Annotated in this window: 18 protein-coding genes; 12 read left to right on the forward strand and 6 right to left on the reverse strand. The window is 60.1% G+C overall.

All coding sequences use genetic code 11. The features are described 5' to 3' along the window. Positions 1-75: 75 nt before the first annotated feature. The 4 genes from PY650_RS09855 to PY650_RS09870 form a co-directional block, all read right to left on the reverse strand. Positions 76-870 (reverse strand): SDR family NAD(P)-dependent oxidoreductase, encoded by a 795-nt coding sequence (locus tag PY650_RS09855; RefSeq protein ID WP_285878985.1) that lies wholly within the window; start codon positions 868-870, stop codon positions 76-78. A gap of 156 nt (positions 871-1,026) precedes the next feature. Further along, entirely contained in the window at positions 1,027-2,232 is a 1,206-nt protein-coding gene (gene pcaF, locus PY650_RS09860; protein WP_285878986.1) for a 3-oxoadipyl-CoA thiolase, read from the reverse strand. Positions 2,233-2,434: 202 nt separating this feature from the next. Further along, on the reverse strand, positions 2,435-3,124 hold the full coding sequence (locus tag PY650_RS09865) for a CoA transferase subunit B (RefSeq protein ID WP_285878987.1): 690 nt from the start codon (positions 3,122-3,124) through the stop codon (positions 2,435-2,437). Continuing rightward, positions 3,121-3,828: a 3-oxoacid CoA-transferase subunit A gene (locus tag PY650_RS09870; RefSeq protein WP_285878988.1), complete on the reverse strand. Its 708-nt coding sequence runs from the start codon at positions 3,826-3,828 to the stop codon at positions 3,121-3,123. The genes PY650_RS09865 and PY650_RS09870 overlap by 4 nt, the downstream gene beginning before the upstream one ends. A gap of 151 nt (positions 3,829-3,979) precedes the next feature. On the opposite strand from PY650_RS09870, the gene PY650_RS09875 reads away from it, so the two are divergent. Continuing rightward, entirely contained in the window at positions 3,980-4,735 is a 756-nt protein-coding gene (locus PY650_RS09875; RefSeq protein ID WP_285878989.1) for an IclR family transcriptional regulator, read from the forward strand. A 243-nt stretch (positions 4,736-4,978) separates the two neighbouring features. Here PY650_RS09875 and PY650_RS09880 read toward each other — a convergent pair whose 3' ends face one another. Further along, the gene (locus PY650_RS09880) at positions 4,979-5,878 is read right to left on the reverse strand and encodes a helix-turn-helix domain-containing protein (RefSeq protein ID WP_432761511.1); all 900 of its coding nucleotides are present in this window, start codon (positions 5,876-5,878) and stop codon (positions 4,979-4,981) included. A 100-nt stretch (positions 5,879-5,978) separates the two neighbouring features. Between PY650_RS09880 and pobA the strand changes: the two genes are divergently transcribed. Further along, positions 5,979-7,151 (forward strand): 4-hydroxybenzoate 3-monooxygenase, encoded by a 1,173-nt coding sequence (pobA, locus tag PY650_RS09885; RefSeq protein ID WP_285878991.1) that lies wholly within the window; start codon positions 5,979-5,981, stop codon positions 7,149-7,151. A gap of 6 nt (positions 7,152-7,157) precedes the next feature. On the opposite strand, the gene pcaQ is transcribed toward pobA, so the two are convergent. After that, positions 7,158-8,084, reverse strand: a complete 927-nt coding sequence (gene pcaQ / locus PY650_RS09890) for a pca operon transcription factor PcaQ (RefSeq protein ID WP_285878992.1) — start codon at positions 8,082-8,084, stop codon at positions 7,158-7,160. A gap of 93 nt (positions 8,085-8,177) precedes the next feature. Here pcaQ and pcaD point away from each other — a divergent pair, with 93 nt between their 5' ends. The 10 genes from pcaD (at position 8,178) to PY650_RS09940 (ending at position 16,575) form a co-directional block, all read left to right on the forward strand. Continuing rightward, positions 8,178-8,984: a 3-oxoadipate enol-lactonase gene (pcaD, locus tag PY650_RS09895; RefSeq protein WP_285878993.1), complete on the forward strand. Its 807-nt coding sequence runs from the start codon at positions 8,178-8,180 to the stop codon at positions 8,982-8,984. Beyond that, positions 8,981-9,385, forward strand: a complete 405-nt coding sequence (gene pcaC / locus PY650_RS09900) for a 4-carboxymuconolactone decarboxylase (RefSeq protein WP_285878994.1) — start codon at positions 8,981-8,983, stop codon at positions 9,383-9,385. Before pcaD ends, pcaC begins: the two co-directional genes overlap by 4 nt. A 12-nt stretch (positions 9,386-9,397) precedes the next feature. Then, a complete protein-coding gene (gene pcaH, locus PY650_RS09905; RefSeq protein WP_285878995.1) occupies positions 9,398-10,147 on the forward strand; it encodes a protocatechuate 3,4-dioxygenase subunit beta in 750 nt (249 codons plus the stop codon). A 2-nt stretch (positions 10,148-10,149) separates the two neighbouring features. Continuing rightward, positions 10,150-10,761, forward strand: coding sequence for a protocatechuate 3,4-dioxygenase subunit alpha (pcaG, locus tag PY650_RS09910; protein WP_285879167.1), 612 nt, complete (start codon positions 10,150-10,152; stop codon positions 10,759-10,761). Between the two features lie 3 nt (positions 10,762-10,764). Beyond that, complete coding sequence (locus PY650_RS09915) at positions 10,765-11,814, forward strand: 3-carboxy-cis,cis-muconate cycloisomerase (RefSeq protein ID WP_285878996.1); 1,050 nt, start codon at positions 10,765-10,767, stop codon at positions 11,812-11,814. 152 nt (positions 11,815-11,966) lie between these two features. Then, positions 11,967-13,139 carry an ABC transporter substrate-binding protein gene (locus PY650_RS09920; RefSeq protein WP_285878997.1) on the forward strand — a complete coding sequence of 391 codons (1,173 nt, stop codon included), beginning with the start codon at positions 11,967-11,969 and terminating at the stop codon, positions 13,137-13,139. Positions 13,140-13,247: 108 nt separating this feature from the next. Beyond that, positions 13,248-14,111 carry a branched-chain amino acid ABC transporter permease gene (locus tag PY650_RS09925; protein WP_285878998.1) on the forward strand — a complete coding sequence of 288 codons (864 nt, stop codon included), beginning with the start codon at positions 13,248-13,250 and terminating at the stop codon, positions 14,109-14,111. Position 14,112: 1 nt separating this feature from the next. Continuing rightward, a complete protein-coding gene (locus tag PY650_RS09930; RefSeq protein WP_285878999.1) occupies positions 14,113-15,117 on the forward strand; it encodes a branched-chain amino acid ABC transporter permease in 1,005 nt (334 codons plus the stop codon). Beyond that, the gene (locus tag PY650_RS09935; RefSeq protein WP_285879000.1) at positions 15,114-15,878 is read left to right on the forward strand and encodes an ABC transporter ATP-binding protein; all 765 of its coding nucleotides are present in this window, start codon (positions 15,114-15,116) and stop codon (positions 15,876-15,878) included. Before PY650_RS09930 ends, PY650_RS09935 begins: the two co-directional genes overlap by 4 nt. Continuing rightward, positions 15,859-16,575, forward strand: coding sequence for an ABC transporter ATP-binding protein (locus tag PY650_RS09940; RefSeq protein ID WP_285879002.1), 717 nt, complete (start codon positions 15,859-15,861; stop codon positions 16,573-16,575). Before PY650_RS09935 ends, PY650_RS09940 begins: the two co-directional genes overlap by 20 nt. The last annotated feature ends 78 nt before the right edge of the window (positions 16,576-16,653 follow it).

Consider the following 16,653-nt stretch of genomic DNA (forward strand, 5'->3'; position numbering starts at 1 on the left):
TCACATCGCCCTAAAACGAGCGCCGGGCAGAGGTTACCATTGCCCAGCGCAAAAAGTCGATCGCCGGCAGTCGCCTCACGGCATGAGCTGGCCGCCATTCACCTCGATGATCTGGCCGGTGATGTAGCCGGAAAGGGTCGGCGAGGCGAGAAAGAGATAGGCGCCGACGCAATCTTCCGAGGTGCCGACAAAGCCCATCGGGATGGTCTTGCGCTGCAGCTCCATCTGCTCCTCGTTGGTATAGCGTTCATGGAAGGGGGTGGCGATGACGCCCGGCGCCACGGCATTGACACGGATCTTGTCGGCGACGAATTCCTTGGCATGACCATGGGTAATGGTGGAAACGAAACCCTTGGATGCCGCGTAAAGGATGGCGCCGTTACCGCCGCCGTTGCGGGCGGCAATCGACGTGGTGTTGATGATGAAACCGCCCTGCTTCTTGAGATAGGGATGCGCGGCCCGGGTCGCAGCGAGGACCGAGCGGGCGTTGAGGTTCATCACACGCTCATAATGTTCGTCGGTCATGGCCGAGGTGGGCACGCGACCGAGCATGCCGCCGGCATTGTTCACCAGTCCGTCTAGGCCGCCGAAAGCCTCTGCCGTCTCGTTGACGACACGCTCGGTCTCGCCATCCTGCGAGACATCGCCCTGGACCAAATGCACCTGGCCGCCGGCGGCGGTGATCTCGGCCGCCAACTTTTCGGCCGGCTCGCGGCTGGCGTTGAAATGGATGCCGACCTTCATTCCCTGCTTCGCGAAGGCGCGGGCAAGGGCCGCGCCGATACCGGTCGATGCGCCAGTTATCAGCACCCGCTTGCCGGCGAGATCCGGAATTCGGATGGAAGCGAGTAGTTGTGCGAGTTCAGCCATGACAGCTCCTCCTGAATGTCAAAAACCTAAGGGATTAAAGCAATTGGCATTGGTAATATCAGTCGAAGTCGCGATCAGGCAATGCGTGCGGCGCAAACAAAAAGCGGGCGGCAAGCAAAAAGCCCGGCCACCCGCCCTCAAATTCCTGTGAAGCAGTCACACCCGCTCGAGCGCGACCGCAATGCCCTGACCAACGCCGATGCACATGGTCGAGAGCGAGTAGCGCCCGCCGGTCTCCTTCAGCTCCAGTGCCGCCGTGCCGGTGATGCGAGCCCCTGACATGCCGAGCGGATGGCCGAGCGAGATGGCGCCGCCGTTTCGATTGACGCGGCTATCGTCATCGGCAATGCCGAGTTCGCGCAACACCGCAAGGCCCTGCGAGGCAAAGGCTTCGTTGAGCTCGATGACGTCGAACTGCTCTTGGCGCATGCCGAGGCGTGCCATTAGCTTGCGGGATGCCGGGACTGGGCCGATACCCATGATGCGCGGCGCAACACCGGCGGCCGCGCCCCCGAGGATGCGCGCGATCGGTGTCAGACCATATTTCTTTGCCGCCGCCTCCGAGGCGATGATCAGCGCTGCGGCGCCGTCATTGACACCGGAGGCATTGCCGGCGGTGACCGTCCCGCCCTCCTTCTTAAAGGGCGTGCCGAGCTTGGCCAGCGCTTCCATCGTCGTTGCGCGCGGATGCTCGTCCTTGCCGACGATGATGGCATCGCCCTTGCGCTGAGGAATGGTGACAGCCGTGATCTCCTTGCCGAGGCGTCCATTTTCCTGCGCGGCCGCGGCTTTGGCCTGCGAGCGGACAGCGAAGGCGTCCTGGTCTTTGCGGCTGACCTTATAATCCTCGGCAACGTTCTCGCCAGTTTCCGGCATGGAATCAACGCCGTACTGCTTTTTCATCACGGGATTGATGAAGCGCCAGCCGATGGTGGTGTCGTAGATTTCGGCATTGCGGGAAAAGGCGCTTTCGGCCTTGGGAATGACGAATGGCGCGCGCGACATGCTCTCGACGCCGCCGGCGACCATCAGTTCGGCCTCGCCTGAGCGAATGGCGCGCGCCGCGGTGATGACGGCGTCCATACCGGAGCCGCACAGCCGATTGATCGTCGTGCCCGAAACGGAAACCGGCAAGCCGGCGAGCAACGCCGCCATGCGGGCGACGTTTCTGTTATCCTCGCCTGCCTGGTTGGCGCAGCCGTAAATCACGTCGTCGACCGCTTCCCAATCTATGGAACCATTGCGCGCGATCAGTGCCTTCAGCGGCACCGCGCCGAGATCATCGGCGCGGACGGAGGAAAGCGAACCGCCGAAACGGCCGATCGGCGTGCGGATATAATCACATATAAAGGCTTCGGTCATGGTCTTCTCCAATGAAAGAACACAAGGGACAAAACACCTTCAACTGGCGGCTTTTCCTTGGGTTTGGTTATGTTTTGACCGGCGTTTTGACCGATCAGCTAAATCTCTTCCTTCCGCTGGACAGGTTGTTCCCGTCCTTCGGTCTTGAACCATGCTCCAATGCGTGACCCTGTGGGGCGAGTCTGAAAGGTCGCGGTGCGCTTTAGAGCGTCGGCACGACGAGGTCGGCAACGGGCCGATCGGTATGGAGCGGAGCGCCGGTCATCGCTTGCAGCTCGTCCATAGTCATGGCGGCGAGTTTTTCACGCACGACGAAACCTCCTTTGCCAATGTCGATGACAGCATGGCTCGTATAGACGCGGGTGATGCAGCCGACGCCGGTCAGCGGGAAGGTGCATGCCTCCACCAGCTTCGGCTTGCCATCCTTCGTAACATGTTCGGTGATGACGAAAACCTGCTTGGCGCCGTGCACCAGATCCATGGCCCCGCCAACCGCAGGCACGCCCTTGGAGCCGATGCGCCAGTTGGCGAGATCGCCATTCTGCGCCACTTGGTAGGCGCCGAGGATCGCGACATCGAGATGGCCGCCACGGACCATGGCAAAACTATCAGCATGGTGGAAGAAGGACGCGCCGGGCTTTAGCGTCACGGCCTTCTTGCCGGCATTAATCAGGTCCCAATCTTCCTCGCCCTCCGCCGGCGGCTCGCCGAAATTCAGGATGCCATTTTCAGTGTGGAAGATTGCCTGACGGCCTGCGGGCTGGTAGCGGGCGACCATTTCCGGAAAGCCGATGCCGAGATTTACATAGGCACCATCCTGGATATCCTGAGCCGCGCGCCAAGCGATCTGGGCGTTGGAGAGTTTGATGTCTTCGCGTGTGTCGATGGTCATACGTATGCCACTCCGGCTCGAATGAGATTTTCTTCTTGTTGCGGATCGGCGACTTCCACGACGCCGTCGACGAAGATGCCGGGGGTAACGACGTGTTCTGGATCGAGCTCGCCGGCGGCGACGATTTTCGAGACCTGCGCGATCGTCTTGGTCGCGGCCATGCACATCAGAGGATTAAAGTTGCGACCGGCCTTGTTGTAGATGAGATTGCCATGCACGTCACCGACTTGCGCTTTGACGATGGCGAAATCGGCCTTGAGCCAGCGCTCCTGAACATAGTGGCGGCCATCGAATTCCGCGATGACCTTGCCGCTGGCAAGTTCGGTGCCATAGGCGGTAGGGGTGTAGAAAGCCGGGATGCCCGCACCGCCGGCACGGATGCGTTCGGCGAGCGTCCCTTGAGGTACCAATTCCAGCTCGATTTCGCCGGCTAAATAGCGATCCGTGAAAGCGCGTGGATCGGATGAACGCGGGAAGGAGCAGATCATCTTCTTGACCATGCCGGCATCGATCATCGCAGCGATGCCGATGCGCCCGTTGCCGGCGTTGTTGTTGATCACGGTCAGGTTCTTTGGGCCTTTGTCGATCAGCGCATGAATGAGTTCGATCGGCGCGCCGGAGCCACCAAAACCGCCGATCATAACGGTCGCACCATCGCCGATGTCCGAGACGGCAGCCTTCGTGCTCGCGATTGTCTTGTCCATAGGGATTCTCCCATTTGCCATTGCGGGCGCATTGAGACGACCCGTCCTCTTCTTTGGAATAGACCAGCAGGGGCACGGCGGCAATCATTTTGTGCGTTATTTGACTTTTGTTCATATATCGCACATGATAGCGTCGGATTGAGGATATAGGATGCGCGAAACGGATTTCGTCAGCGGCTTTGCCAAAGGATTGAAAACGATCGAAGCTTTTGGTGAAACACGCCAAAAGCTGTCGATCGCGGAGGCTTCCAAATTGACGGGGCTCGACCGCGCCACGGTACGCCGGTCGCTGCTGACACTCGCCGAACTTGGTTATGCTGATTACGACGGAAAGTTCTTCACGCTGACACCAAAGATCCTGCGGCTTGGCCACGCCTATCTTGCCGCGACACCGCTTCCGACGATCATCCAGCCCTATCTCGACCAACTTGCGGAGCGCGCCGGTCACAACGCGTCTGCCTCAGTGCTGGACGGAACAGAAGTCGTCTATATCGCCCGCGCGTCGCAACGCCGGGTGATGTCGATCAATCTCACTCCGGGCAGCCGCCTGCCGGCCTATTGCGCCTCCATGGGGCGTGTCTTGCTGAGTGCACTGCCGGAAAACGAGGCGCGCGCCGTGCTTGCCCGCACGGAACTGAGGGCCAATACGCCGTACACCAAGACGGATCCGGAAGAGTTAATGGCCGAGTTTCGCCGAGTGCGGGATGAGGGTTACGCAGTCATCGATCAGGAGCTGGAAATCGGCCTCTGCTCCATTGCCGTTCCCGTGACCAACGATCGCGGGCAGACGGTGGCGGCCATCAATATCGGCGCGCCGGCGGCCTATGTTGTTGCTGCCGACTTGGCAGAGCGCTATCTGCCGCTGCTGCGGGAAACGCAGGCGATGTTGCGGCAGGTTTTGCGTTAGCCTTCGCGTCCCTCCGGGCCATCCTCATCCGTCCTCATCCGTCCAGGATCGCCCGTCGATAAGCTCAGGGCTCCCGCCTCGGGATGAGGATGGAGCGCGCCCTGTCTTCGATATGGCTTACTGCTTTGGTCGGCGCAAGTGAGGAGGTAGCCCACATGGTGAGTGGCGCGCAAGCAACCTCGAACCACGAGGGCGCCTGGTTGGCACTTAATTTCCGCCTGTTGTCATAGGCGATTGCCGAGATCACATCCCAAGCTTCGCCCGCTCAGCGATGCGCCAAGCGCGCGGCGTTTGACCCGTTTGCTTTAGGAAAAAGCGCGAGAAATAGGTGGGGTCGGTAAAGCCGAGGCGAAAGCTGATCTCCTGCACGCTGCCAATGGTGAAGACCAGTTCGCGCTTGGCCTCATCAACCAGCTTGCGCGCGATTAGCTCATGTGCGCCATGGCCGATCTTGTCGCGCACGATGCGGTTCAGATGGGTTGGCGAGATGCCGAGCGCTTCGGCGTAAAAGGCGACAGGTTTGTGCGAGCGTAAATGCCGTTGGATGAGGCCGTACAGCATCTCCATCCGCCGCTCGCTTTCATCGGATGCACCCTGCCCTTCACCGCCTTGTTGGGAAAGGCGAGCCGTCAGAAGCAGCGCCGAGGTAAGATAGGCTTCGAGCAGATCGTTGCGACCGCTTTGGCGATTGGTGAACTCGCCGCCGAGACGCTTCAAGCTTCCCGCAACGTAAGCTGCGTCCTGGTTACTCATATCCAGCCGCGTCAGATGCGGGGCAGCCAGCCACTCACCGAGCCGGCTGCGGTCGCCAGGCGCCGCCTTGAGATGCGAGATCAATACTGTAATGACAAAGCCGTCGATGTCCCTGGAAAAACGGAAACCGTGATTAAAGTGCGGCGGGATGGTGATTGCCGCCGGAGGGATGATGGCATGGCTTTCGCCGTCAAAGATCGCATCACCCGACCCGGCATCTATGTACAGGATCTGAAAGAAGCTCTCGTGGCGATGTGCCCGGATCTCAAAATGGTGCAAGCTGCTGCGCGACGGGATTGTTTCGCAATGCAGCCAGAAATCCGGTTTTCGACCGGTATTCTCACCGTATAGTTCATAGGTCGGTACCGATTTCAACGCGGCTCTCTCCATCCGCAATGTTCGATTTGTGCAATTAGTTGGGCGAAATGTCCATTGCTGGCACTCTCTTCGCCGCGCAGAATTCGAAAAAAACGAAGCGCGGGAGGACATCATGCGCACTCAGGTCGCTATTATCGGTTCAGGTCCATCCGGCTTACTATTGGGACAATTGCTGACGGAAGTTGGCATCGACAATGTCATTCTCGACCGGGTTAATAAGGACCATATCCTTGGTCGCGTCCGTGCCGGGGTTCTGGAAGAAGGCACGGTGGGGCTGCTGGACAAGGCGAAATCCGGTGCGCGCCTGCATGCCGAGGGTCTGCCGCATGACGGCTTTTCACTTGCCTTCGACGGCCGCGACCATCGCATCGATCTTCACGGTCTCACTGGCGGCAAGCGCGTCACGGTCTACGGCCAAACAGAGCTTACGCGCGATCTGATAGCGCATCGCGAACAGAGCAATGCCCCGACGATTTACAATGCAGCCAATGTCCAACCCCATGATTTTGAGGGAACTGCACCTCATGTCACTTATGAGAAAGATAGTGTAACACACCGCATTGATTGCGATTTTATAGCTGGATGTGACGGTTTTCATGGTGTGAGCCGCAAGTCAGCTCCGGAAAAATCGATCCGCAGCTTCGAGAAAATCTATCCCTTCGGCTGGCTTGGGCTGCTTGCCGACGTTCCGCCGGTCAATCACGAACTGATCTACGCCAACCATCGGCGTGGTTTTGCCCTCTGCTCGATGCGGTCGATGACGCGTAGTCGCTACTACATTCAAGTTCCGCTCGATGAGAAAATCGACAACTGGAGTGACGATCGCTTCTGGGACGAGTTGCGCCACCGCCTGCCGGCGCACCATGCCGAGGCCCTGATTACCGGGCCTTCATTCGAGAAATCGATCGCGCCGCTACGCTCCTTCGTTGCCGAGCCCATGCGCTTTGGCCGCCTGTTCCTGGTCGGCGACGCCGCCCATATCGTGCCGCCGACGGGAGCCAAGGGGCTGAACCTTGCGGCAAGCGATGTGCATTATCTCTTTTCGGGTCTTGCCGAACACTATCAGGATCGGTCCAATGCCGGCCTTGACGCCTATTCCACCCATGCGCTCGCCCGCGTCTGGAAGGCTGTGCGCTTCTCCTGGTGGATGACCACGATGATGCACCGTTTCCCTGGCACCAGCGATTTCGACCAGAAGATCCAAGAAGCGGAACTGGATTATCTCACCCATTCGCGCGCCGCTTCGACAGCTCTGGCGGAAAACTATGTGGGTCTGCCCTTCTAAGGCGACTTAGCCCTTCTTCGCCATTTCGTTCGCCGCCTCACGAATCGTCTGCATCAGGATCGACAGCGGCATGGTGGGAATGGCGTCGGTGCGCATGGTGAGCCCGACGGGCCCCCTGGTCTCGCTCGTGTCGATCGGCAGCAGGCTGAGCAAGCCGTCCTCGACGTCGGTGGCCACGACCCCGCTCGATATAATCCAGATGGCGTCGCTCGATCGCACGAAGGCGCGGCCGAAGGAATCCGATACGGTCTCGATCTGGTTCGGCAGACTGGCGACGCCGTTGGCAATCAGGAAGCTCTCCACGAAAGGCCGGATGATCGAGCCGCGCGTCGGCATCAGGATCGTGTATTTGCCGAGATCGAAAAACAGCGATTGCTTCGCGGCAAGCAGCGGATGGCCTGCCCGCACCACCAAGACCACCTGCTCGGAATAAAGATGCTCGAAGGAAAAGCCGGCCATCTTGTCGGGAGCGGCCAGGCGGCCGACGACGAGATCAAGATCGCCGACGCGAAGTTGCTCCAGCAACACCGCATTTTCACCGGTGACGATCTTGATTCGGCTCCACGTCTCTTCCTTGAGGAATAACTCAATCGCCCGCGGCATAATCCGCGTCGAGACCGTCGGCAAAGCACCGATGCGGATCGGCGGCGCCTCGCCGGAACGCTCCTGCGAAATGGAATCGAAGCCATGCCTGAGCGCTGTCAGCGCCGCCCCGGCATGACGAAGGAAAACTTCGCCGTAACGCGTGATCTTGATGCCTCGCCCGTCGCGTTCGAAAACATCGACACCCAGCGCCTCTTCCAGTTCGCGGATGGTCTTGGTTACCGCGGGCTGGCTGACATTGAGGAGTTCCGCGGCCTTGATCACGCTTTTCTGGCGGGCAACCTCGACAAAGGTCTGGAGATGGCGGAATTTGACGCGGGAGTCGATCATGGTTTTCATAACTCATTGGTTATTGAAAGGCCAATAAATATCATTTTACCTAACCAGATTAAACCTCCAATCTCATCGCCGAGGAGATTTTCGATGCAGTTCGCCCGTATCAACGACGTCACGATCCACTACCAGATCATCGGTGCGACCGGCGACAAGCCGGTCCTGGTCTTTGTCAATTCGCTCGGCACCGATTTCCGTATCTGGCGTGATGTGATCGTGCGGCTGGCGGGTGATTTTGCCATCGTGCTCTACGACAAGCGTGGCCACGGCCTCTCCGATCTCGGCCAGATGCCCTATACGATGGAGGATCATGCGACCGATCTTGCCGCGCTGCTCGATCTTCTCGCGGTTAAAAGTGCCGTTATCTGCGGCCTCTCGGTCGGTGGTTTGATAGCGCAGTCGCTCTATCAGCGACGGCCGGATTTGGTGCGGGCGCTGATCCTTTCCGACACGGCCCATAAGATCGGCACCACCGCAAGCTGGGACAGCCGCATCGCCAAGGTCGAAGCCGAGGGTATCGAGGCAATTGCCGACGGTGTGCTCGAGCTTTGGTTTACGCCCGCTTTTCGCCGTCCCGAGAACATTGCTTTCGGTGGCTACCGCAACATGCTGATCCGCCAGCCGGTCGAAGGCTATGTCGCCACTTGCGCCGCTCTTCGTGACGCCAATTTCACCGAGGCGGCGAAGAGGATTGCGGTGCCGACCGTCTGCATCGTTGGCGATCACGACGGCTCGACGCCGCCGGAACTGGTGCTGTCGATGGCCAAGCTCATCCCCAACGCGCGCTACGAGGTGATCAAGGACGCGGGACATATCCCCTGTGTCGAGCAACCCGAGGCCCTGACCGCTGTCATCCGTTTCATCGATTTCGCCTTGCATGGAGAAAAAGGCCCATGAATGATCCCCTCGCTCCGTCCGAACGCTACCGTCAAGGCATGGCGACGCGACGCGCCGTTCTTGGCGACAGTCATGTCGACCGCACCCAATCGGGATCGACGGATTTCGACCGGCCGTTCCAAGAACTGATCACGGAGGCGGCCTGGGGTCATGTCTGGTCGCGTCCGACGCTCAGCAAGCGCGAGCGCTCGATCGTGACGATCGCGCTTCTGGCAGCGCTCGGTCAGGATGACGAGGTGGCGATGCATGTCCGTGCCACGAGCAACACCGGTGCAACACGCGAGGATGTCTGCGACGCGCTATTGCACGTGGCGATCTATGCCGGCGTGCCGGCCGCCAATCACGCGATCAAGATCGCCAAGCAGGTTTTCGAACAGATGGACGCCGAAGAGACGGCTTGAAGCGAGGCACAAATGTCTGACAAAACCAACAGCAGGCCGGAAACCGGCGCCTTTTTCGCCCGCGATCGTGCTTGGCATGCACCGGCCTTCACCCCCGGTTACAAGACCTCGGTGCTGCGCTCGCCACAACGGGCGCTCCTGTCGCTGGACGGAACAATCTCCGAAATCACCGGACCAGTGTTCGGACATTCGATCCTCGGCGAAATGGACAACGACCTGATCCATAACTTCGCCAAGCCGGGCGAAAGTGCGATCGGCGAACGCATTATCGTGCATGGCCGCGTGCTCGATGAGCGCCGCCGGCCGGTTCCGGGCGTCCTGCTGGAATTCTGGCAAGCCAATGCCGGCGGGCGGTATCGCCACAAGAAAGAGACTTATCTCGCCGCCATCGATCCGAATTTCGGCGGCTGCGGCCGGGCCATTACCGACGAGGACGGCCATTACGCATTCCGTACCGTCCGGCCCGGCGCCTATCCCTGGCCGAACGGCGTCAACGACTGGCGGCCTGCGCATATTCACTTCTCGGTCTTTGGCCATGGCTTTGCGCAGCGGCTGATTACGCAGATGTATTTCGAGGGCGATCCGATGATCTGGAAATGTCCAATCGTCGGCACGATCCCGGACAAAAGCGCGGTCGAACAACTCATCGCGCCACTTGACTGGGGCAATACCATTCCAATGGATGCGCGCGCGTATAAATTCGACATCGTGCTGCGCGGCCGTCGCTCGACATTGTTCGAAAACCGGTTGGAGGGCAACTGATGGTGCAGGAACTCGGTTATCTCAAGGAAACGCCGTCCCAGACGGCCGGTCCTTACGTTCACATCGGTCTGACGCCGAATTTTTGCGGTATCGGTGGCGTCTATGCCACCGATCTCGGGACATCCATGGTCAACGACAAGACGATTGGGGAACGCATCACGGTCAGGGGTCGCATTTTCGACGGCGCCGACACACCGGTGAAAGATGCCGTCGTCGAAATATGGCAGGCCGACAGCGTTGGGCTCTACAATAGCCCTTCGGAATTGCGCGGAACAGCCGATCCGAATTTCAGCGGCTGGGGCCGCTGCCCGACCAGCGCCGAGGACGGCGTCTTCAGCTTCGAGACGGTGAAGCCGGGCCGCGTACCCTATAAGGACGGCCGTCGAATGGCACCGCATATTACGTTCTGGATTGTTGCCCGCGGCATCAATATCGGCCTGCAGACACGCATGTATTTTCCGGACGAGGCTGACGCTAATGCGGAGGACCCCATGCTTGCCCGCATTGAACATCGCGACCGCGTCGCCACTCTGATCGCCAGCCAGGAAAGATCGGTCTATACCTTCGACGTGCATTTGCAGGGCGACAAGGAAACGGTTTTCCTCGATATATAGCCCATGAGCATTTCTGCCTTCGACCACCCGTTTCTCTCCGGCCTCCTCGGCGACGAGGAGGTGTCCACTTATTTTTCAGTGGAAGCAGATATCCGTGCCATGCTTGCCTTCGAGGCGGCGTTGGCGAAAGCCGAGGTGCGGCACGGCCTTGTTCCGCAGGCAGCAGCGCAGCGAATTGTTGAGGTTTGTACGCATTTCCAACCCGACATTGCCAGCCTGAAGTCGGCAACGGCGATGGATGGCGTCGTGGTCCCGGATCTCGTGAAGCAATTGCGCAGAGCCGTTGGTGGCGGGGCTGCCCAGCATGTGCATTTCGCCGCCACCAGCCAGGATGTCATCGACACCAGCCTGATGATCCGCCTCAAGGCGGTCGCCTTCCTGTTCACCGGCCGTCTTTTCGCCATTACGGCGGCGCTGGGAAATCTCGACAAGCAGTATGGTGCAAATCGCCTGATGGGCCACACCCGCATGCAGGCTGCCATACCGATCACGGTGTCGGACCGGCTGCGCAGCTGGCGCGATCCGCTGGAGAAATATCGTGACCGGCTAACGCAGGAGACATTTCCAATCCAATTCGGCGGCGCGGCTGGCACATTGGAAAAACTCGGGGTCCAGGCGGCGGCCGTGCGCGCGTCGTTGGCACAGGAGCTGGACCTCACCGACGAGCCGCAATGGCAGAACCAACGCGGCAGGATCGCCGAGTTGGCCGGTCTGTTCTCCCTGATTTCAGGCAGCCTTGGCAAGATCGGCCAGGATATCGCCCTGCTCGCCCAGGCCGGAGGCGAAATCGAACTCGGCGGCGGCGGCGGCTCTTCAGCCATGCCGCACAAACAGAACCCGGTCGCCGCCGAGGCACTGGTGTCGCTTGCCCGTTTCAATGCAGTCCAGCTTTCCGGCATCCACCAATCCCTGGTGCACGAACAGGAACGCTCGGGCGCTGCCTGGACACTCGAATGGTTGCTATTGCCGCCGATGGCGATGGCGACGGCTGCGTCGCTGCGATTGACCCATGAACTGATCGGCAATGTAAAACAGCTGGGGGTGGCTTCTTAAGCTTGAAATCCAGGCACAAAACATAACCTGGGAATTATGAATATGAGCTTTTATTTCATTTTACATTACCATTTCACATGCCAGATTGGCAGTCACGGAAGTTCATCAAAGCAAGCTGGCCCGGGAGCAGGCTGGCAGAGGGAGGAGAAAATATGAGACGGTTCGTTTTGGCCGCAATCGCAACTATTGCCATGGGTAGCGCAGCCTATGCCGACACGATCAAGGTTGGTGTCATTGGTCCATTTTCCGGCCCATTCGCCCTGCAGGGCAAGAATTTCAAGGCCGGCATCGATGCCTATATGGCGATGCATGGCAACAAGGTCGGCGACAACGAGATCGAGGTGATCTACCGCGACGTGCCGCAAGCCGACCCGGCGCAATCAAAATCCTCCGCGCAGGAACTGGTCGTCAAAGATCACGTGCAGTATCTCGCCGGCTTCTACTTCACGCCGGATGCCATGGCGGTGACGCCGATCCTCAAGCAGGCGAATGTGCCGATGGTGATCATGAATGCGGCCACATCAGCAATCGTCACCAAAAGCCCGTTGGTGGTGCGCACCTCGTTTACGACCTGGCAGACCTCGACGCCGATCGCCAAGGTCGCGCATGACAGCGGTGTCAACAAAATCATCTCCGTCGTCAGCGATTACGGTCCTGGCATTGATGCCGAGAATGCCTTCAAGACGGGCTTCGAGAAGGCAGGCGGTCGGGTCGTTGAGACTATCCGCATGCCGTTGTCGACCAATGACTTCAGCCCGATCATGCAGCGCATCAAGGATTCCGGCGCCCAGGGCGTCTTCGCCTTCCTGCCCTCTGGTCCGACCACGCTCGGTTTCGTCAAGGCCTACAACGAAAACGGCCTGAAAAGCGCTGGCATCAAGCTGTTTTCGCCCGGCGACCTGACGCAGGAATCCGACCTGCCGGCGCTCGGCGACGCGGCGCTCGGCATGCAGACGACCTTCCATTATTCGATCTCGCACGACTCTCCGGAAAACAAGGCCTTCATCGCGGCCGCTGACAAGGCGATCGGCAATCCGGCCGAGCTCACCTTCCCCGCCGTCGGCGCTTTTGACGGCATGCATGTCATCTACAAGATGATCGAGGCGACCGGCGGCAAGCAGGATGCGCAGAAGGCCGTCGATGCGGTCAAGGGCCTTTCCTGGGTCAGCCCGCGCGGCCCGGTCACCATCGATCCGGACAGCCGGCATATCACCCAGAACATCTATCTGCGCGAGGTCGCCAAGACTGCCGACGGCACGTATATCAACAAGGAAATCCAGACCTTCGAAAAGCAAGGCGATCCCGGTCTGGCGGCTGCGAAGTAAAGTCGGCCTTCGCCCTATCCTCCCAAGGGCTTATGGAGCGGGCGGCTTGCTCGCGCTCTGGTGGAGGAAGATCAAGACAGCACTGCAAGAGATATTCGGACCATCATCATGCAAACCGTGCTTAGCATAGCAGTGGATGCCCTCGCCTACGGCATGGTGCTGTTCGTGATTTCCATCGGCCTGTCCATCACCATGGGGCTGATGCGTGTCGTCAATCTGGCGCATGGCGCCTTCGCCATGATCGGTGGCTATATCGCCTCCTATGCGGCGCATGATCTCGGCATCGGCTATGCGGCTGCGGTGCTGCTCGCTGTGGTTGGCACGGTGATCATCTCCGTCCCGATAGAGCGACTGCTTTACCGGCGCATCTATGGGGCGCCGGAATTGACGCAAGTGCTGATGACCATCGGCATTACCTTCTGCATCATCGGGATCGCCAACTATGTCTTTGGTCCGACCTTGAAGACCATTCCCTTGCCGAACGAGCTACAGGGCTCCGTCGATCTCGGCTTCCGCACTCTAGGCACGCATCGTCTTTTTGCGATCGTCTGCGGGCTCATCGTTGCGCTGGCGCTGTGGTACACGATCGAGAAGACCTCGTTCGGCGTAAAACTCCGCGCCTCGGTCGACAATGCTTCGATGGCGGCGGCCCTCGGTGTGCGCACCGAGATCGTTTATGCGGTCAGCTTCGCCGTCGCGGTCGGGCTTGCCGCTTTCGGCGGTGTCGTCGGTGCCGAGCTCCTGCCGGTCGAGCCCTATTATGCGCTGCGTTATATGGTAACCTTCCTCGTGGTCGTTTCGGTCGGCGGCGCCGGCTCTATTTCCGGGGCCCTGCTTGCCTGTCTGATCCTTGGGTGCATCGATACGACAGGCCGTTACCTGATGCCGGAATACGGCGAATTCTTCTTCTATCTTGCCGTGATCGCGATCGTCTGCATCTTCCCGCGCGGCCTTGCAGGAAGGGCTAAGTGATATGGCACTGACCATGGATAGCGCAGCCGTCGCTGCCGCCAGCAAACGCCAGGCACTCGGTCGCGACGCCATTGCCATAGCGGTCGTCCTCGTGTTGGCGGCAGTCGGCTATCTGCTGTTTCCCGACAATCTCGCGCTTCTGACACGGTTGATCGCCATCGCCCTGCTGGTTTTGTCGCTCGATCTCGTGACCGGCTATTGCGGCGTCGCGACGCTCGGTCATGCTGCCCTCTTCGGGGCTGGCGCCTATGCCGCGGGTATCGTATCGGCGCATTACGGCATCAACGATCCCGTTGTCATGACGCTGGCCGGCATCATTGGCGGAGCGATCGCCGGGTTGATCTGCGGCACGGTCATCCTCAGAGCGCAGGGCCTGCCGCAGCTGGTGCTGTCGATCTCGTTGATCTACCTCTTCCACGAATTCGCAAACAAGGCCTCGGACTGGACCGGCGGCAGCGACGGTCTTTCAGGCATCTCCGCCGATCCATTGTTCGGCCTGTTCGACTTCGATCTCTATGGACATACGGCTTATATCTATGCCGTAGCACTTCTTCTGATCATATTGATCCTGCTTCGTTTTCTTGTGCGATCACCCTTCGGCATGCTTTGCCGCGGTATCAAGGAAGATCCCTTGCGAATTAGAGCTATGGGCGCGTCTCCAAAGACAGCGCTAATCAGGATGTATGTCATCTCCGGAGCCGTCGCCGGGGTCGGCGGCGCGCTGAACGCAATCTCCACGCAGGTGGTCGGCCTCGACAGCCTGTCCTTCACCCAGTCGGCGGAGGCGCTGGTCATGCTCGTGCTCGGGGGCACCGGCTCGTTGTTCGGGGCGCTCGCCGGCACCGTAATCTTCATGCTGTTCGAAGACTATGTCTCGGCCGCCAATCCCTTCCATTGGTTGACCATCGTCGGCCTGCTGCTGATCCTTGTCGTCTTGTTCGCGCCGAAGGGCATCTACGGCACGGCTACGGCCTATCTCGCTCGCCGCCGGGAGGCCCGTTCATGAGCGCGATCTTCGAGGTTGATCATCTGGGGAAAGCGTTCGGTGGGCTGACCGTGACCAATGATGTCAGCCTGTCGATGGCGCCGGGCGATCGTGTAGCGTTGATCGGGCCGAATGGCGCCGGCAAGACCACCTTCGTCAACCTGGTTGCCGGCAATCTGCGACCGGATTCCGGTGCGGTCCGCCTCGGTGGCGAGACGGTGACCAAGGTCGACGCTATTGGTCGCGTCCGGCGTGGGCTGGTGCGTTCGTTCCAGGTGACGCGCCTCTTTCAAGATATGACGCCGGCCGAGCATGTCGGGCTGGCTGTGCTGCAGCGTTCCGGCCGCTCCGGCCAGATGTTCGGCAATTTCCTGGCCATGCACGATGTCATGGCCGAGGCCAGCGATCTGCTCGCCACATTGGGTCTCGGCGATCTCATGCATCGCAAGGTCAGCGAGATTGCCTATGGCCAGCAGCGGTTGTTGGAGATCGCTGTCGCCATGGCATTGAAGCCGAAGGTGCTGCTGCTCGATGAACCCGCTGCCGGCGTGCCGCAGAGCGATACCGGCCGCATCGAGCAGGCGCTCGCCGACTTGCCCGGCGATCTTGCCGTGCTGATGATCGAGCACGACATGGACCTGGTCTTCCGCTTCGCCAAACGCGTCGTCGTATTGGCCGCAGGCACTATCATTTTCGACGGTTCGCCTGCCGATGTCACCAAGGATGCGCGCGTGCGCGAAGCCTATCTGGGGAGCTACGCCAATGCCGGCCATGCCGCTTGAAGTCGAAAATCTGTGCGCCGGCTATGGGCCGACGCGGGTGCTCGAAGCTGTCTCTTTTTGCGTTGCCGCCGGCGCGCGCCTTGCCGTGCTCGGCCGCAACGGCATGGGCAAGACGACGCTTCTTGCGACGCTCGCCGGCCAGACGCGCCGCTACGACGGCCGGATCAGCCTGGGCAGCACCGACGTGACCGGCCTTCCGAGCGCCAAGCGCGCGCATCAAGGCCTCGGCTACGTGCCGCAGACGCGCGATGTCTTCAAAACGTTGACGGTCGAGGAAAACCTCTCCGTCGGTTTGAAAGGCCGTCCGAAGACCGCCTTGCAGGAAGCCTACGACATGTTTCCGCGCCTTAAGGAACGGCGCAGAAATCTCGGCAACCAGCTCTCCGGCGGGGAACAACAGATGCTGTCGACGGCCCGCACCATCCTTGGCCGCCCCTCCGTGCTTCTCCTCGATGAGCCGTTGGAGGGATTGGCGCCGGTGATCTGCGAAGAACTGATGGTCGCTTTCGCCAATCTCGCCAAAACCGGCGACATGACCATCCTATTGGTCGAGCAACGTATTCAGAGCGCGCTGGATTTTGCCGATCAGGTAATCATCCTCGAGCGTGGGCGGCTTGCCTGGCAAGGGACGCCCAGCGGGCTGTCGCAAGACCATGATGCCGTCGAGCGCCTGCTCGGCGTCGGCGGCCTGCATTAGGCGCTTGGGCCGACGCTCGTGCATGGGAATATCCTCACGATCATCGTTCACTCTTGACGATAAAACATCGACGATTTA

This window comes from Martinezella calliandrae (assembly GCF_030272695.1).
GTDB classification, from domain to species: Bacteria; Pseudomonadota; Alphaproteobacteria; order Rhizobiales; family Rhizobiaceae; genus Rhizobium; species Rhizobium calliandrae.

What these genes read in the sequence shown, in the direction of transcription:
- PY650_RS09855 (WP_285878985.1), bottom strand. Translation starts at nt 870, where the DNA reads ATGGCTGAACTCGCACAACTACTCGCTTCCATCCGAATTCCGGATCTC.
- pcaF (WP_285878986.1), bottom strand. Translation starts at nt 2,232, where the DNA reads ATGACCGAAGCCTTTATATGTGATTATATCCGCACGCCGATCGGCCGT.
- PY650_RS09865 (WP_285878987.1), bottom strand. Translation starts at nt 3,124, where the DNA reads ATGACCATCGACACACGCGAAGACATCAAACTCTCCAACGCCCAGATC.
- PY650_RS09870 (WP_285878988.1), bottom strand. Translation starts at nt 3,828, where the DNA reads ATGGACAAGACAATCGCGAGCACGAAGGCTGCCGTCTCGGACATCGGC.
- PY650_RS09875 (WP_285878989.1), top strand. Translation starts at nt 3,980, where the DNA reads ATGCGCGAAACGGATTTCGTCAGCGGCTTTGCCAAAGGATTGAAAACG.
- PY650_RS09880 (WP_432761511.1), bottom strand. Translation starts at nt 5,878, where the DNA reads ATGGAGAGAGCCGCGTTGAAATCGGTACCGACCTATGAACTATACGGT.
- pobA (WP_285878991.1), top strand. Translation starts at nt 5,979, where the DNA reads ATGCGCACTCAGGTCGCTATTATCGGTTCAGGTCCATCCGGCTTACTA.
- pcaQ (WP_285878992.1), bottom strand. Translation starts at nt 8,084, where the DNA reads ATGATCGACTCCCGCGTCAAATTCCGCCATCTCCAGACCTTTGTCGAG.
- pcaD (WP_285878993.1), top strand. Translation starts at nt 8,178, where the DNA reads ATGCAGTTCGCCCGTATCAACGACGTCACGATCCACTACCAGATCATC.
- pcaC (WP_285878994.1), top strand. Translation starts at nt 8,981, where the DNA reads ATGAATGATCCCCTCGCTCCGTCCGAACGCTACCGTCAAGGCATGGCG.
- pcaH (WP_285878995.1), top strand. Translation starts at nt 9,398, where the DNA reads ATGTCTGACAAAACCAACAGCAGGCCGGAAACCGGCGCCTTTTTCGCC.
- PY650_RS09915 (WP_285878996.1), top strand. Translation starts at nt 10,765, where the DNA reads ATGAGCATTTCTGCCTTCGACCACCCGTTTCTCTCCGGCCTCCTCGGC.
- PY650_RS09920 (WP_285878997.1), top strand. Translation starts at nt 11,967, where the DNA reads ATGAGACGGTTCGTTTTGGCCGCAATCGCAACTATTGCCATGGGTAGC.
- PY650_RS09925 (WP_285878998.1), top strand. Translation starts at nt 13,248, where the DNA reads ATGCAAACCGTGCTTAGCATAGCAGTGGATGCCCTCGCCTACGGCATG.
- PY650_RS09930 (WP_285878999.1), top strand. Translation starts at nt 14,113, where the DNA reads ATGGCACTGACCATGGATAGCGCAGCCGTCGCTGCCGCCAGCAAACGC.
- PY650_RS09935 (WP_285879000.1), top strand. Translation starts at nt 15,114, where the DNA reads ATGAGCGCGATCTTCGAGGTTGATCATCTGGGGAAAGCGTTCGGTGGG.
- PY650_RS09940 (WP_285879002.1), top strand. Translation starts at nt 15,859, where the DNA reads ATGCCGGCCATGCCGCTTGAAGTCGAAAATCTGTGCGCCGGCTATGGG.